This is a genomic window from Kitasatospora sp. CM 4170, from assembly GCF_032110285.1.
Lineage (GTDB): Bacteria > Actinomycetota > Actinomycetes > Streptomycetales > Streptomycetaceae > Kitasatospora > Kitasatospora aburaviensis.
The window spans coordinates 5,364,364-5,379,480 of sequence record NZ_CP134877.1; the positions used below are offsets into that span (position 1 = coordinate 5,364,364).

General features: G+C 69.8%; 10 protein-coding genes. 3 read left to right on the forward strand and 7 right to left on the reverse strand.

Features of this window, described 5'->3' with window-relative positions:
* Window positions 1-261: 261 nt before the first annotated feature.
* The 3 genes from RMN57_RS22995 to RMN57_RS23005 all read right to left on the reverse strand — a co-directional run bounded on the left by RMN57_RS22995 (window position 262) and on the right by RMN57_RS23005 (window position 5,225).
* Window positions 262-2,736, reverse strand: coding sequence for an SIR2 family protein (locus RMN57_RS22995; RefSeq protein ID WP_313765220.1), 2,475 nt, complete (start codon window positions 2,734-2,736; stop codon window positions 262-264).
* A gap of 335 nt (window positions 2,737-3,071) precedes the next feature.
* Entirely contained in the window at window positions 3,072-3,569 is a 498-nt protein-coding gene (locus RMN57_RS23000; RefSeq protein WP_313765221.1) for a hypothetical protein, read from the reverse strand.
* Window positions 3,570-4,403: 834 nt separating this feature from the next.
* On the reverse strand, window positions 4,404-5,225 hold the full coding sequence (locus RMN57_RS23005) for a phosphatase PAP2 family protein (protein ID WP_313765222.1): 822 nt from the start codon (window positions 5,223-5,225) through the stop codon (window positions 4,404-4,406).
* Window positions 5,226-5,649: 424 nt separating this feature from the next.
* Here RMN57_RS23005 and RMN57_RS23010 point away from each other — a divergent pair, with 424 nt between their 5' ends.
* Window positions 5,650-6,621 (forward strand): sigma-70 family RNA polymerase sigma factor, encoded by a 972-nt coding sequence (locus RMN57_RS23010; protein WP_313765223.1) that lies wholly within the window; start codon window positions 5,650-5,652, stop codon window positions 6,619-6,621.
* Between the two features lie 304 nt (window positions 6,622-6,925).
* The gene (locus RMN57_RS23015; protein WP_313765224.1) at window positions 6,926-7,156 is read left to right on the forward strand and encodes a hypothetical protein; all 231 of its coding nucleotides are present in this window, start codon (window positions 6,926-6,928) and stop codon (window positions 7,154-7,156) included.
* Between the two features lie 94 nt (window positions 7,157-7,250).
* Here RMN57_RS23015 and mscL read toward each other — a convergent pair whose 3' ends face one another.
* The 4 genes from mscL to RMN57_RS23035 all read right to left on the reverse strand — a co-directional run bounded on the left by mscL (window position 7,251) and on the right by RMN57_RS23035 (window position 12,051).
* A complete protein-coding gene (gene mscL / locus RMN57_RS23020) occupies window positions 7,251-7,670 on the reverse strand; it encodes a large conductance mechanosensitive channel protein MscL (RefSeq protein ID WP_313765225.1) in 420 nt (139 codons plus the stop codon).
* Between the two features lie 729 nt (window positions 7,671-8,399).
* Window positions 8,400-8,708, reverse strand: coding sequence for an FmdB family zinc ribbon protein (locus RMN57_RS23025; protein WP_313765226.1), 309 nt, complete (start codon window positions 8,706-8,708; stop codon window positions 8,400-8,402).
* A gap of 170 nt (window positions 8,709-8,878) precedes the next feature.
* The gene (locus RMN57_RS23030) at window positions 8,879-10,129 is read right to left on the reverse strand and encodes an MFS transporter (protein WP_313767927.1); all 1,251 of its coding nucleotides are present in this window, start codon (window positions 10,127-10,129) and stop codon (window positions 8,879-8,881) included.
* Window positions 10,130-10,560: 431 nt separating this feature from the next.
* Window positions 10,561-12,051: a potassium/proton antiporter gene (locus tag RMN57_RS23035; protein WP_313765227.1), complete on the reverse strand. Its 1,491-nt coding sequence runs from the start codon at window positions 12,049-12,051 to the stop codon at window positions 10,561-10,563.
* Window positions 12,052-12,371: 320 nt separating this feature from the next.
* Between RMN57_RS23035 and RMN57_RS23040 the strand changes: the two genes are divergently transcribed.
* Complete coding sequence (locus RMN57_RS23040; RefSeq protein ID WP_313765228.1) at window positions 12,372-15,089, forward strand: penicillin acylase family protein; 2,718 nt, start codon at window positions 12,372-12,374, stop codon at window positions 15,087-15,089.
* The last annotated feature ends 28 nt before the right edge of the window (window positions 15,090-15,117 follow it).

Sequence of the window (15,117 nt, forward strand, 5' to 3'; positions counted from 1 at the left end):
GCAGATTGGGGCACATGAGGTCCAAATATGCCGCTGACCCAGTGCCACTACTGAAGGTAGTTTCGCTTGGTCAGCGGTATATTCCGGGTTGAACCCGCAGGTCATGGCTTGCGATGATCAAGCGATCAATTATCAGACCAGCCCGAGTACCAACCATGACAGGCACAGCACCCGTCTGCTGGCTGTGCCGCCCGGCGGCACAGCCAGCAGACGCTGCGAGGTCGACTGCCCCGCTCGAAGGAACCAGTCCGGATGGTTGGATCAAACCCAGATCGCCTGCCACTGCGAAGACAGCTGCTCGGCACGTCGCGCCGACTCGAAGTTCTCCTCGCCGACCAGCGAGATACGCAGGCCGTTATAGGTCTGCTCCCAGTCCTCCTTTAGCTCAGCGACCGATCCGACCGGCGATCCGTCCTGAACCTTGCTTTGCCAGGGCACCACGAACTGGGCCAGCTCCAGCCCCGCGGTAAGGTAAGCAAATACGGTGACCCTGTTCCCGCTCTCACGCTTCATGGCAGTTTCGAACTCCGTGCGGCCCCTTGCATAGAACTCGTGCCAGGTCGGGTTCTCCAATGACGCGAAGCTCGCAGCCTTGTTGATAAGGATGGTTCCGTAGGTTGTTCGCGTGAAGGCGTCGTCATAGAGCATGACTGCTCGCGCCGCGAACGACTCGGCGGTTGCCCAAATGCCGCGACGCTTCGAGTAGATGGCTCGCTGCTCCCAGTAGCGTCCGTTCCAGTCGCCGAAGAGTGGTCGCATGCGGTCGTAGAAGTCTATGTCGAGGTCGACATTCGGGAAGTTGTTTTGCAGCTGCTTGGCTGTCATCAGGTAGCCGACCAGCTGCACTGGTCGGTTGCGCTGTTGGAGGCTGTTCCTGGTGGCCAGAGGTGCGAGGTTCTCGACCATCTCTCTCACTCGCGCGATAGCCTGGTCTGGGCCGATCTCGTTGACGATTGCCTTGATCGCATACTCGCGCTGCCGTGCGACCAGATGAGATGCAACGTCTTCGATCACGGCGCTGAGATGTTCGTCCTGGAGGATCTCCCGGGATAGGCGGTCGGATGGCTGGCCGACTGCGATTGCAGCCTCCACGATGCCCACCTGGCGGGCGCCTTGTGCGGCGATCGACAGCAGCAGGAGGAGGTCCCTCTTCCAGGGCGTGTCTAGTGCGTGGACCTCACCCTCGAGGCGCTTCCGGAAGCCGATGGCGTGCTCGACCTCCATCAGGGCGGAGAAGACATCGCGCCCCTTGAAGTGCCTGATCTGACTGCTCGAATTCTCTAGCTCCAGCGAGCCCAGCCGAGCAAACTCATCCAGCTTCTTAGCGAGTGCAACAGCCGCGTTGCGGTCGAGGCGGAACGGAATTCGAGTGATGTTCTTCTGGTAGCCGCCCCCAAGCCGCCCCTCTAGCCGGAGGTCATTCTGTGGAGACTCCGTGACTACGACATAGAGGCTGGCATCGCTGGTGGCGGCCTCTCGGAGCAGTTGATCGATGTCGTTCGAAAAATCGGCGCCGGAATCGATGACAATGACCGCTGGGCGCTTGCCACTTCGTGCCCGCAGGACTACAGGGACGCTGAAGCGGGAGGACTTGTCGAATGAGAAGACGTCGACGTGCATGCCGGCAAAGGCTCTCGCCGCCATCAGAAGGCCGCTGGAGACACCTGACATGCGCTGACCGTAGATGACGTGGAGTGTTGGTTCTTTCGCTCCCGCGTCAAGCCACTGCTCCAACTTGTTCACGACTTCGGTCATCCAAGGGAATAGCGCGGGCCGACGATCGATGATGTCTGCCCAGACCGGGGCGTCACCGCCGAAGAAGTCGTGGGACCGGGGAACCGGTGCAACCCGATTAGTTTGGAGCTTCACAAACTGGGGGATCGAGAGAATCTCGGTCTCCTCGAGGCTCCGCACACTCTCCTCGTCTAGTCCCATGGACTCCTGCCAGGCGCGGAGAAACTCCTCTCCCGTCATCCGGAGAACGTGGTAGCCCAGCTGTTCAAGCTCCCATCGGTTTCCGTCCGCGATGAACGGGTCCACCACGAAGGAGGGCGCCAGGGCAGCAGGACGGTTGGCTAGGAGTAGGGCCTCGACATCGGGGTCACCCAGGATGCTGGCACCAAGGACGACAAACGGATCGACACCCAGTGCGCCGGCCAGCACCTGATTCCACACCGGCTTCACGCTTGCCATGGCCTGGTACTCAGAGAAAGAGAAGATCAGCTTTCTGGGCTCGTTCCCGAGGATGTGTCCATGCAGATGGACAACCTCGAGGTCGCCGGTCTGGATATAGGGGTCGTCCCAGCTGATGGGCCGTAGGCTTCGCTTCCCGCTATCAGAACGGCCACGATACGAGTTCTCGAAGGCGTCGTCGACGTTCAGCGTCCAAACGCGCCGCCAAGGAAGTCCGGCCAGCGTTTCGAACCACTCCTGGTGCTTCGCTCCTCCGAAGATCTTGGAGAGGGTGGTCCACACATGATCTGCCGAACTCACCATCAGCGAGCGCTGGTAGGCGCGCGGAAGAGGATCTTCCGCACTGATCGGGGCCTTCGGGTAGCGCTCCTTAAGGATCGTCACGAGCTCCTTCGCCAGTGGAAGCTGGCCGTAGCTGCTGACGGCGCCTACGCTGGCGCCAGCACCCAGCAGCATCTGGTACTGACCACCACGCGCCGCGTTCCGTGCTGCAAAGAGCTTCTTCTTCTCCAAACCGAGCGCGTCACTGTCGTGCACAGCCATAACTGGCTACTCCCGCAATGTTGGTGGGACGGCTTGCGCCGACTGAGCTGTGGGTCGCCATGCTACGTAGGAGGCGGGCAGCCGGTGTGGGATTCGGCCAGCGCGTGACCGTAACAGCACCAGGGCTTTCGATCGGGGGGTGTGCCTCACTGCGGTACGGCGTGCCGTAGCAGTAGTGGCTGCCAGCAATCCGTTAGGGTGGACGGCATCGGCTCGCGGAAGCCGACTCCAGCCGGCGGCCCGCCGACCTTCAGGGCCAGCGTGGCAGGCAAGGAGCTTGGCCCCACCCGTGCCTCCTCCGAGGCGACCATTACACGCGCACGGCCCCTGCGAACTCACACGCGCTCCGTGCTTCGGTCGGCAGCACGGCAGAAGGCGTTCCAGTGGCCCGAAGCGTTCTCAGCGATCTTGCACGTCAGCGCATGACCTACACCAACGAGGGCTATCGCGATGCGCTCGAAGCCCTCCGCTTGCTCCCTCCAGGCAACTCCCCAGTCCCAAATGCAGTCGGTGACCAGGAGCTCTTCGAAGCTGCGATCTTCTCTCGCATTCTCAAGCCCTACCGGTTCGGCCTGCACCCATTGCGCATCGCGAAGACGCGACCGCACCCGGATCACCTTGTCCTTGTGATCGACGGCACCGAAGAGCTGATCTTCGACGTGCTGCGCGACCTCCTGCCCGTGTCGGGTCGTGATGGCGACGATGTCCACGGCGTCGAGGGCCTGCGTATTCGCCGGTGGCGGGATGACGGGCTGGACCTGCACCAGCCTGGCCGACGTACGCTCGTTCGCCTCGCAGGGGCGCCACGTGCGGTCTGGCGTCGAGTCGAACAACAGATCGCGAGTGACCTGGCTGGCTCCGAGTACCTCCCCTGTTGGCGCACCCACCCCGAGGTCTGGACTGACAACGAGCGCTCTCAGCAGGACGACGAGGGGAGTTCGTTCATCCGGCTTGCTCGCAGCGGAGCCTGGCTAGCCAGTGGGTTGTTGCGACGGATCGCCGTCTTCCACACCACGGCTATTCCCTGGGCTGCGGATGGGTGGCGAGGTTTGTCCTCCAGGCTGCTGTGGAAATTCGATCTTGCTTGCTACCCGGACTTGCCCATGCGGATGGAAGAGCTCGCTGCCGTGTTGACCGACCCGCGCTTCGGGCTCCCGTTGCTAGCAAACCCGAGGTCACCGGGGTCGCCGAACATGCTGCGCCTGTCCGCACGGGATGGCGAGGAGGCGCTTGAACTGCACTTCGCTGCCTGGGAAGCGGACGGAGATCAGTGGATGGCTGATCCTGGCCGAGTTCGCTCTGTTCGGGACCGAGCTGAGAGGGTGGCCACCCGTGAGCCACGCCGCTCGACAGCGCCCAGGTGTGGTTCGTGTGGCGCCCGGCAGGCCGCCTCGACGTACGGATTCAGTACACATGAGGGCGAGAAGCGCTGTTGATCAACGCGAACTAGTGAAGGTCGTTCTTGCAGGTCGGGGCGCGTGTGGCTCGCATCGCCGCAGGTCGGAGCGTTGCCCTTGAAGACCTCCTAAAGCCGGTGTCGCAGGTTCGAATCCTGCCTGGGGCACAGCAACGCGGACGCGCGAGAGGCCCGGGTCGGAGGGAGTAGCCCTCCGGCCCGGGCCTCGGTCGTCTCCGCTGCCGGTCGCCCCGGCACCGGCCCGCGCGGGTCAGGCCGGGCCGCGGCCGGCCGCGCCGTCCGGGTGGTCGGGGGCCTCGTCGAAGCCCGGGTCGTGGGAGGCCGGGCGGGGCGTGGAGACCACGATGCGCTGGACCCGGGGGCGGGTCCGCCAGTTGACCCGCCGGATGTCCCGGGCCAGCGCGCCCGGACGCCAGAGCTCGACGGCGACGGTGACCCCGCCCAGCACGACCCCGGCGGCCAGCCAGCCGCCCAGCACGTCGCTCGGCCAGTGCACCCCCAGGGCGGTCCTGGTCCAGCCGATCGCGAGCACCGCCGCCGCGGCGGCCGCGCAGGCGGCGATCCGCCCGCCGCGCCGCAGCTGGGACCAGAAGAGCCCGACCAGCGCGGCGAAGGTGATCGCGGAGGCCATCGCGTGGCCGGACGGGTAGGCCGGGCCGGCGGCGTGCGAGACCGGGTCGGGGAAGGCGGGCCGCTGGCGGTCGAAGGAGAGCTTCAGCACCCAGAGCGCACCCCAGCCGACCAGGGTCTGCGCGACCGCCCAGACCGCCAGCACCCGCGCCCCGATCAGCCAGAGCCAGGCGGCGGCGATGCCCAGCACGGTGCGCATGGTGATCGTGCCGCCGATGTCGGAGAGCGTCTGCACCGAGGCGGTCCAGGCCGTGCGGTCGCGGGCGTAGGAGTGCAGGTGCTCGATCCAGCCCTGGTCGAACCGGGCGAGCGGGCCCCAGCCGCTCTTCACCAGGCCGGCCAGGACGGCGAACAGCGCGGCACAGCAGACCGCGAGCGCCGTCTGCCGGAGCAGATGGCGGCTACGCGGGGTGATGGAGCCCGAGCTGCTCGTCAGGTGCATGGCTGACACCTTCCCAGGGCCGCGCACCGATCGGCCGCCCGCGCGATAGCGATTTGGCATCTTTTGTGCGGAGGTCCTGCGAGCGCCGGGGTGTGAGCACCGGCGGATTCCGGGCGGATTCCGGGTGGTTCGGGAACGTCGGCGGCGGGCCGGGGGTTCACCGAGTACCGGGGCCGTGCGCCGGACGGCGTCCGCTCCGAAGCGGTCGCTGCGCGGGCACCCGACGCACCCGAGCGGTCACCCTCCGTCCAGCTCCGGGGTGAAAACCGGCAGGATACTGCATCGCTGGAAGAATCTGAGCGACTTGGGAATGTTGTCCGGAATCTGTTCGTTGGATCGTTACGTGTGAGCCCCGCGGGGCCCGCACTTCTTGCCCTCTCGGGCAGGCAGGCAGACCTCGGCAACACCAGCAAAGGGAGCAAGCATGGCCACCCGTGCCGTCGTTCGCGACAGGGCCGACCGGACTCGCGCGGCCCGCCCGACCAACCTTGAGGCCGACCGTGACCTGGTCGGCATGTACCTCGACGAGATCGCCAGGACGCCCCTGCTCGATGCCGCCGAGGAGGTCGAGCTCTCGCTGCGGATCGAGGCCGGCGTGTACGCCCAGCACCTGCTGGACGAGGGCGAGCCGCCCAAGGGCGTCGAGCGCGAGGAGCTGGAGGCGATAGCCGACGACGCCGAACGCGCCAAGGACGTCTTCATCCGCTCCAACCTGCGCCTCGTCGTCGCCGTCGCCCGCCGCTACCCGCGCAGCGGTCTGCCGCTGCTGGACCTCATCCAGGAGGGCAACGCCGGCCTGGTGCGGGCGGTCGAGAAGTTCGACTACGCCAAGGGGTTCAAGTTCTCCACCTACGCGACGTGGTGGATCCGCCAGGCGATCACCCGGTCGATCGCCGACCAGTCGCGCACCATCCGCCTGCCCGTCCACCTGGTCGAGGAGCTCGGCCGGATCCGCCGGGTGCAGCGGGAGAAGTCCAAGGAGCTGGGCCGCGAGGCCGAGCCGGCCGAGATCGCGGCCGAGCTGGACACGACCGAGGAGCGCATCAAGGACGTACTGGACTGGGCGCGTGACCCGGTGAGCCTCAACATGTCGGTCGACGACGAGGGCGAGACCCAGTTCGGCGACCTGGTCGAGGACACCGGGGCGACGTCCCCCGAGGACGCCGTGATGGTCATGCTCCGGCGCGAGGAGCTGGACGGCCTGATCGGGCGCCTGGACGACCGGACGGCCTCGATCATCCGCTCCCGGTACGGCATGGAGGACGGCCGCGAGCGCACCCTCACCGAGGTCGGCAAGCAGCACGGCCTGACCCGTGAGCGGATCCGCCAGATCGAGAAGCACGCGCTGGCCGAGCTGAAGAAGATCGCCGACCACGCAGGCTTCGAGGCGGCCTGACGGTCCTCGGGCCGGCGAACGCGGGCCGGTGAACGCGGGCCGGTGAACGCCGGTCGGTGAACCGCGGGCCGGTGAACTCGGTCCGGTCGACCGTACGGGCCCCGGCGCGGAGCACTCCGCGCCGGGGCCCGCGCGCGTTCCGCCCGCCCGCAGGCCCGGGGCGCCGGGGCCGGTGGGCCCGGGGCCGGCGGCCGGTCACACGGGCGGGCGCGAGCTTCTAGGCTGGGAGAACGCCGGGAGGAACGCCGGTACGAGCGCCGGGGGCGCAGGCGAGTGGGGCCGGGGGGCCGAAGGAGTGGACGACGTGCGAGAAGGAGACGGGCCGGTGGACGAGCGGAAGCCCGGGCAGGACGGCGCAGAGGAGAAGGGCGCCGGGCCGGCCGCGAAGGCCCGGCTGGTCTTCCGCGACCCGCTGGACCAGCAGTCCCGGGACGACACCGACTCGGGCTGGGGCGACCGCCCGGGCGGCGGGGAGAGCGGTGGACGGGGGCTGGACTGGTACCTGGGCCAGCGCCCGCCGCACCACGGCGACTGACCGGCACCACCCGGCCGGGGCCGCGGCGCGGCTCGGCGCGCCGCGGCGCGCCCGGCCGCGCGCCGCCCCGGCACCTGGGCCGGCCGCGGCAGGCTCAGCGCTGCTGGGCGACCAGCGCGTCGCGGATCTCGGCGAGCAGGACGACCTCCTTCAGCTCGGTCTCCGTCTGCACCTCGGCGAGGGTCTTGCGCTTCGCGGTGAACCTGTTCATCGGCAGGATCAGGCAGAAGTAGACGACGGCCGCAGTGATCAGGAACTGCAGCACCGCGCTCAGTACGGTGCCCCAGAGGATGAAGATGCCGGACGTGACCTCCCCGGTCGCGCTGACCGCACAGGGGCCCTTGAGACAGGAGCGGTAGGAGTCCAGGTCCTTGGCCCCGAGCGCTCCGACGATCGGGTTGATCACGCCCTTCACGAACGCGTTGACGATGTTGGTGAACGCCGCCCCGATGACGACGGCGACGGCGAGTTCGACGACGTTCCCACGCAGCAGGAATTCCTTGAAGCCCTTCATGCCGCGTGAACGACGACCTCCTCATTCGGTCACGGGTGATCCTCCCGTCGCACCCGACGGACAACCCGTTCGGCCGACGGAGTGCGGGGCGGGTGCGCCGTCGGGCGGGGACAGGCCCGCCCGCCCGGGTCCGAGCGCCAGCGCCGCGGCCACCGCGAGCAGGACGAGCGCCGGCGCCGCGGGCCGCTGCCACAGGACCCGCCGGAGCCGGTGGAGCCGGCCGCCTCCGCGCCGGATCGGCGGGAACGGCGGCACCTCCCGGCGGGGTGGGACGGTCGGCGCCGGGAGCGGCAGCGGGGACCGGCGGGGGACGCTCGCGGCCGTGGTCGTCATGGGGCACCGCCCGGGTGGGTCGCAGGGCGCCGGCCCGGGTTCGCCGGGCCGGCCTCTCGCGCACACTCTGGGCCGCCCGTCGGCGGTCGGGAAGCCTTGTCCCCAGACCTGTGGAAAACCCGGGCCTGTGGACAACCCCGTTCACCCGTGGGGGTGGCTGCCGGCCGGCCCGATTGACGCCGTCGGCCGGCGTAGCACCGTCGGGCCCGGCCGCAGCGCCGCAGGGCTCGTGCAGCGCCGCAAGGCCCCGTGCAGCGCTGCAAGGCCCCGTGCAGCGCCGCAAGGTCCGCGGAACGCCGCAAGGCCCGCCGGTCGCGCGTCTGCGCGGGCCCGGCGGGCCTTGCGGGAAAACGTGTGGGCCGGTCTCGCTCGCTGCCGGCCCTACTCGGCTGCTGCCTACTTGGCGGTCGCCGGAGCGGGGCTCGCCGCGGGGGTCGAACCGCCCGAGGACGAGGCCGAGGAGGTCGACGACGAGCTCGACGAGCTCGACGAGGACGAGGAGCCCCCGCCCACCGTGGAGCTGGAGGAGGAGCGGCTGTCGGTCCGGTAGAAGCCGGAGCCCTTGAAGACCACGCCCACGGCCGAGAAGACCTTGCGGAGCTTCCCCTGGCAGTCGGGGCACGTGGTCAGCGCCTCGTCGGTGAACTTCTGCACCGCCTCCAGGCCGTTGCCGCACTCGGTGCACTGGTACTGGTACGTGGGCACTTGTCTTCCTCCTGGCACTCTCGCCTGATGAGTGCTAACGATGGTCAATGATGCGGCATTCCGCTGGATCAGTCCAGCGACTCCGATGTGAGATGAGTCGGCGGCCGGAACGGCGCCAAGGGCCGCCGGCCGCCGCGTGGCGCCGCTCGCGCCCCGGGTCCGCCCCCGTCTCAGCCCTTGGCCGCACCCACCAGCTGCCGGCTGCCGCCCCGCTCGCCGCTGCTCGCGACCACCGGGCTCGCCGAGCCCGGCGCGATCAGCAGGTGCCGCAGCGCGACCAGCGCGACCAGGCCCAGACCGGCGCCGGCCAGCGGCACCAGGAACCCGGCCGACGGGCCGTGGCCGTCGATCAGCCGGCCGGCCACCGTGGAGCCGATCGCCAGGCCCAGGCCGATGGCGCCGGTCAGCCAGGTGAAGGCCTCGGTCTTGGCGCCCTCCGCGACCAGCGTCTCGACCAGCGTGTAGCCGGTGATCAGGGTCGGCGCGATGGCCAGACCGCAGACCAGCCCGGCGACCGAGAGCGCGACCAGGTTGGGCATCGCCCAGAGCGTCGAGCACCCGAGCACCAGCAGTGCGTAGCTGGCGAGCATCCGGTGCCGGGCGGCCCGCCGCCAGGCGACCATGCCGTACAGCACGCCGGCCAGCATCGAGCCGCCGGCGAAGATCCCGTAGACGGTCCCGTTGGCCCCGGGCTGGCCGACCGACTCGGTGAAGGCGGTCACCGAGACCTGCATCGCGCCGAAGACGGTGCCCACGCCCAGGAAGGCGCCGGCCAGCAGCCGGACACCGGGCGAGGAGAGCGCGGAGACCCGGCGGGCGCCCGGCTGGTGCGGGTGCCGGGCCGGTGCGGTGGCGCGCTGGGCGGCGAAGGCGAGGCCGCCGACGACGGTCAGCGCGGCCTCGGCGATCAGGCCGGCGGAGGGGGTGACCGAGGTGGCGATGGCGCCGGCCAGCACCGGTCCGATCACGAAGGTGAACTCGTCGGTGACCGACTCGAAGGCGAACGCCGTGTTCAGCTTGGCCGGCGAGGCGCCCTCAGCGGAGAGCTTGGCCACCCAGCGGGCGCGGACCATCGCGCCGACCTGCGGCACGCTGGCGCCGGCCGGGGCGGCGGCGAGGAACAGGCTCCAGACCGGGGCGTGCCCCAGCGCCAGCGCGATCAGGGCGCCGACCGAGACCGCGTGCACCACCACGCTCGGGACCAGGACGGCCGCCTGGCCGTAGCGGTCGGCGAGCCGGCCGGTCTGCGGGCCGACGAAGGCCTGGGCGACGGCCGAGACCGCCGCGACGCTGCCCGCCGTGCCGTAGGAGCCGTGGGTGTCCAGGACCAGCAGGACGATGCCCAGGCTGAGCATCGCGTACGGGAGCCGCGCGGCGAACGCGGGGGCCAGGAACGTCCAGGCCCCGGGCGTGCGCAGCAGCGCGCCGTAGCCGACGCGCTCGGGGGCGGCCGGGCTGGCCGGGGCGGCCGGGTCGGTGAGGGCGTCCTTGGCGACGCTGCCGTTGTCGACCGTTCGGCGAGCCGTCACGGCCGGTCCTTCCTGCTGCCTGGTAGCGCGGAAGGGGCATGGGGTGGCCCCGACGGCGCCGAGAGTCGTCCTCTCGCGCGTCGACCGGGGTAGATACCGGGCCGGCCGGCATGGGTGCCGAAGGCCGGGCCGCAGCCGCCGAGCGGTCGCGCCAACTCTGCATCAGGCAGATGCTGGGGGTGTAGCAACCAGTATACGTATACGCGCGTAGATGTCGCGCTGGCCTCGACAATACAGGGTACTGGCAAACTTGTCCTGCCGATTGAAGGTGAACCCCGGCTGAAGCCGGTCACCCCAAGGCTCGGCCCGGGTTCCGGGCCCCCTCAGGCCCCGCGCCCGTGCAGCCAGCCGGCCAGCTTGCCGCCCCTGTCCACGGCCCGCAGTCGCCGCTCGGCCGCCTCGCTCACCTCGTCCGTGGTGACCACCAGCAGCTCGTCGCCGCCGCGCAGCACGGTCGCCTTGTCCGGCACGAAGCTGTTCCCCTCGCGCACGACCAGGGTCACCGCCGCGCCGGCCGGCAGCCGGAGCTCGCCGATCTCCACGCCGGACATCTTCGAGGTCGGCGACAGCGCCACCGAGAGCAGGTGTCCGTGCAGCTTCTCCAGCGGGGCGGACTCGATGCCGAGGTCCTGGCCCATCGAGCCCTCGCCGATCCGCAGCCACTTGGCCACCCAGGGCAGGGTCGGCCCCTGGAGCAGGGTGAAGACGACGACCAGGATGAAGACGATGTTGAAGACGTCCTGGGCCAGCGGTGCACCCGACACCATCGGGATGGTCGCCAGCACGATGGGCACGGCCCCGCGCAGCCCGGCCCAGCTGAGCAGCGCCTGCTCGCGCACGGGCAGCCGGAACGGGGTCATGGTCAGCACCACCGAGAGCGGCCGGGCCAGGAAGACCAGCACGGCGCCGATCACCAGCGCGGGCACCACGGCCGAGCCCATCGTCTCGGGCGTGCAGAGCAGGCCGAGCAGGACGAACATGCCGATCTGCCCGATCCAGGCCAGTCCGTCGGCGAAGCCGCGGACGGCCGGCCCGTGCGGCAGCTTGGCGTTGCCCAGGATGACGGCACTGATGTAGACGGCGAGGAAGCCCGAGCCGTGCAGCAGCGCGCCGCCGGCGTAGGCGAGCACGGTGAGCGCCAGGACGGCGATCGGGTAGAGGCCGGAGGACGGCAGTGCCACGTGCTTGACCCCGAACGCGCCGATCTTGCCGACCGCGAGCCCGACCGCGGCGCCGATCGCCAGCTCGGCGGCGATCGTGCCGACCAGCACGTACCAGCTCTCCGTCTCGCCGGTGGTGGCGAAGGCGACGACCAGGATGACCACGGGCGCGTCGTTGAAACCGGACTCCGCCTCCAGCAGGCCGGTCAGCCGGTGCGGCAGCGGCACCATCCGCAGGACGGAGAAGACGGCGGCGGCGTCGGTCGAGGAGACGATCGCGCCGAGCAGCAGGGAGGTGCGCCAGTCCAGCCCGACCAGCCAGTGCGCTCCGGCCGCCGTCACGAAGACGCTGATCCCGACGCCGACCGTGGCGAGCACGGTGGCGGCCGGCATCACCGGTCTCACCTCGCGCCAGCTGGTCTTCAGACCGCCCTCGGCGAGGATCACGACCAGGGCGGCGTAGCCGATCACCTGGGTCAGCGCGGCGTCGTTGAAGGAGACGCCGACGCCGTTCTGTCCGAGCGCGACGCCGAGGCCGAGGTAGATCAGCAGGCTGGGCAGTCCCGACCGGGTCGAGATGCGCACGGCGACCACCGCGACCAGCAGGATCACGGAGAACTCGAGGAGCAGCTGGTTCAGGTGGTCGACATTCACGCAGGGGCACCTCGGGCGAGCTGTGGGCGGGCGGGGTGTCTGCCGGCGGTGGGGCCGGGGAGCCGACCGGAAGGGTCGCGGCGGTCGGCACGGCCGATTGCTCCCCTTGCGGATCGTTACTCAGTCTAACATTTTGCCATATCTTTAGCTTCTCCCGTCCCGCGGGGCCGGCGCCCGCGCCTGCCTGACCTCGTCCGATCCCACCGTGAGCGTCCCCCGTGCACGCCCGCCAGCCGAGTCGGCCTAATGTGGTGCCCTGTCACGGCCGTGTGCCCTGGACATGCCCGCCCGCCCCCCAGTCGAGGACCGCAAGGACCCAGATGCCCCGCTCGAAGAAGTTCCGGCGCGCCCGTCTGATCGTGATCGTGCTGGTCGTGCTGCTGGTGGCCGGCGCCGGCTACGGCGGCTACCGGGGGGTGGCCGCGGTCCGCGCGTCCTTCCCGGAGGTCGACGGCAGCGTCAAGGTGGCGGGCCTGAGCGCGCCGGTCGACGTCAAGCGGGACGCCAACGGCATCCCCCAGCTCTACGCCGACACCTCCGAGGACCTCTTCCGCGCCCAGGGCTACGTCCAGGCGCAGGACCGGTTCTGGGAGATGGACGTCCGGCGGCACATCACCGCCGGCCGGCTCTCCGAGATGTTCGGCGACGGCCAGGTCGAGACCGACTCCTTCATCCGCACCATGGGCTGGCGCCAGGTGGCGCAGAAGGAGTTCGACACCCAGCTGTCCCCCGAGACCAAGAAGTACCTGCAGGCCTACGCCGACGGCGTCAACGCCTGGCTCGGCGAGCACCCCGGCGGGGCGAGCGCCTCGCTGGAGTACACGCTGCTCGGCGTCGTCAACGGCGACTACAAGCCCGAGCAGTGGACGCCGGTCGACTCGGTGGCCTGGCTGAAGGCGATGGCCTGGAACCTCTCCGGGAACCTCCAGGAGGAGATCGACCGCTCGCTGCTCGCCCAGGACTACAGCCCGGAGAAGATCGCCGAGCTGTACCCGGAGTACCCGTACGCGCGCAACGGCACGATCGTGAAGACCGGCACCGTCAGCGGCGACGCCTACCGCCCGGCCGACGGCCAGGCCCCGGCCGGCGCCGGCACCGCGGGCGCCACCACCCAGGGCGCGGCCGCCACCAAGGCGATGCTCAAGGACGTCACCGACCGGATCGACGCGATGCCGCAGCTGCTCGGCCGCCAGGGCCAGGGCATCGGCTCCAACTCCTGGGTCGTCGCCGGCTCCCACACCACGACCAACAAGCCGCTGCTGGCCAACGACCCGCACCTCGGCCCCGGGCTGCCCTCGGTCTGGTACCAGATGGGCCTGCACTGCCGGACCGTCTCGGCCACCTGCGGCTTCGACGTCTCGGGCTTCACCTTCGCCGGCATGCCGGGCGTGGTGATCGGCCACAACAAGGACATCGCCTGGGGCTTCACCAACCTGGGCGCCGACGTCACCGACCTCCTCCTGGAGAAGGTCACCGGCCCGGACACCTACCTGCTGGACGGCAAGGAGACCAAGTTCGAGCTGCGCAAGGAGACCATCAAGGTCGCCGGCGGCGAGGACCGCACCATCACCGTCCGCACCACCAAGGCCGGCGCCCCGCTGATCTCCGACCAGAGCACCGAGCAGCAGAACGTCGGCAAGTACGCGCCCAACGGCACCTCCGCCCCGGACCGCGGCACCGGCGGCTACGGCGTCGCCCTGCAGTGGACGGCGCTCGTCCCGGGCAAGACCATGGACGCCGTCTTCGAGCTGGACCGGGCGAAGGGCTGGGACGAGTTCCGTGCCGCCGCCAAGGACTTCACCGTCCCCGCGCAGAACCTGATCTACGCCGACGCCAAGAACATCGGCTACCAGGCCCCCGGCCTCGTCCCGGTCCGCGCCAAGGGCGACGGCACCTACCCGGCGGCCGGCTGGGACTCCGCCTCCGAGTGGAAGGCCTTCGTGCCCTTCACCGCCATGCCGTTCAGCTTCAACCCGCCGTCCGGGTACATCGTCACCGCCAACCAGGCCGTGGTGGACCCGTCCTACAAGTACGTGCTGACCAAGGACTGGGAGTACGGCACCCGGGCCAAGGAGATCTCCGACCAGATCGACGCCAGGCTCAAGAACAACGGCAGGATCTCGCCGGACGACATGCAGGAGATGCAGCTCGACAACACCAGCATCCTCGCCAGGACGCTGGTCCCGCTGCTGCTCAAGGTCCAGATCGACGACCCGTACGTGCGCGAGGCGCAGGACCTGCTGAAGGACTGGAACTACCACCAGGACGCCGACTCGGCCGCCGCCGCCTTCTACAACGGCGTCTGGCGCCAGCTGCTCAGCCTCTCCTTCGGCCAGAAGTTCCCGGCCGACCTGCGGGCCAAGGACAACTGCCTGCTGGTCCGCCAGCAGGCCGACCCGACCAAGCCGGACAGCAGCACCCAGATCGTCACCGAGTGCGGCACCCGCGACCCAGGCAAGGCCCAGCCGGACGGCGGCGACCGCTGGACCGAGGTGGTGCGCCAGCAGCTGGAGAAGCCCGACAGCAGCTGGTGGACGTACATCGACTCGCAGCACAAGGAGCAGAAGGGCCTCGACAACCTGCTCGCCGAGGCGATGAAGAACGCCCGCCAGGACCTCACCTCGCTGCTCAGCAAGGACGTCTCGACCTGGAGCTGGGGCCGCCTGCACAAGCTGACCCTGCGCGAGCAGACCATGGGCACGGACGAGTCCTCGATCGCCTCCGGCGTCGTCCACAAGCTGCTCAACCGCGGCCCGTACCGCCTCTCCGGCGGCTCGGCGGCGGTGGACGCGGCGGGCTGGAACGCGGCGGCCGGTTACGAGGTGGACTGGATCCCCTCGATGCGGATGGTGGTCGACATGAGCGACCTCGACGCCTCCCGCTGGGTCAACGTCGGCGGAGCCTCCGGGCACGCCTTCCACCCCAACTACAACGACCAGACCGACCTGTGGCTCAAGGGCAAGCTGCTGACCTGGGCCTACTCGCCGGACGCGGTCGAGAAGGCGACCAAGAACAAGCTGATCCTGACCACCGGCTGACGCCCCGCCGGTAGCGGCACCCGCCCGC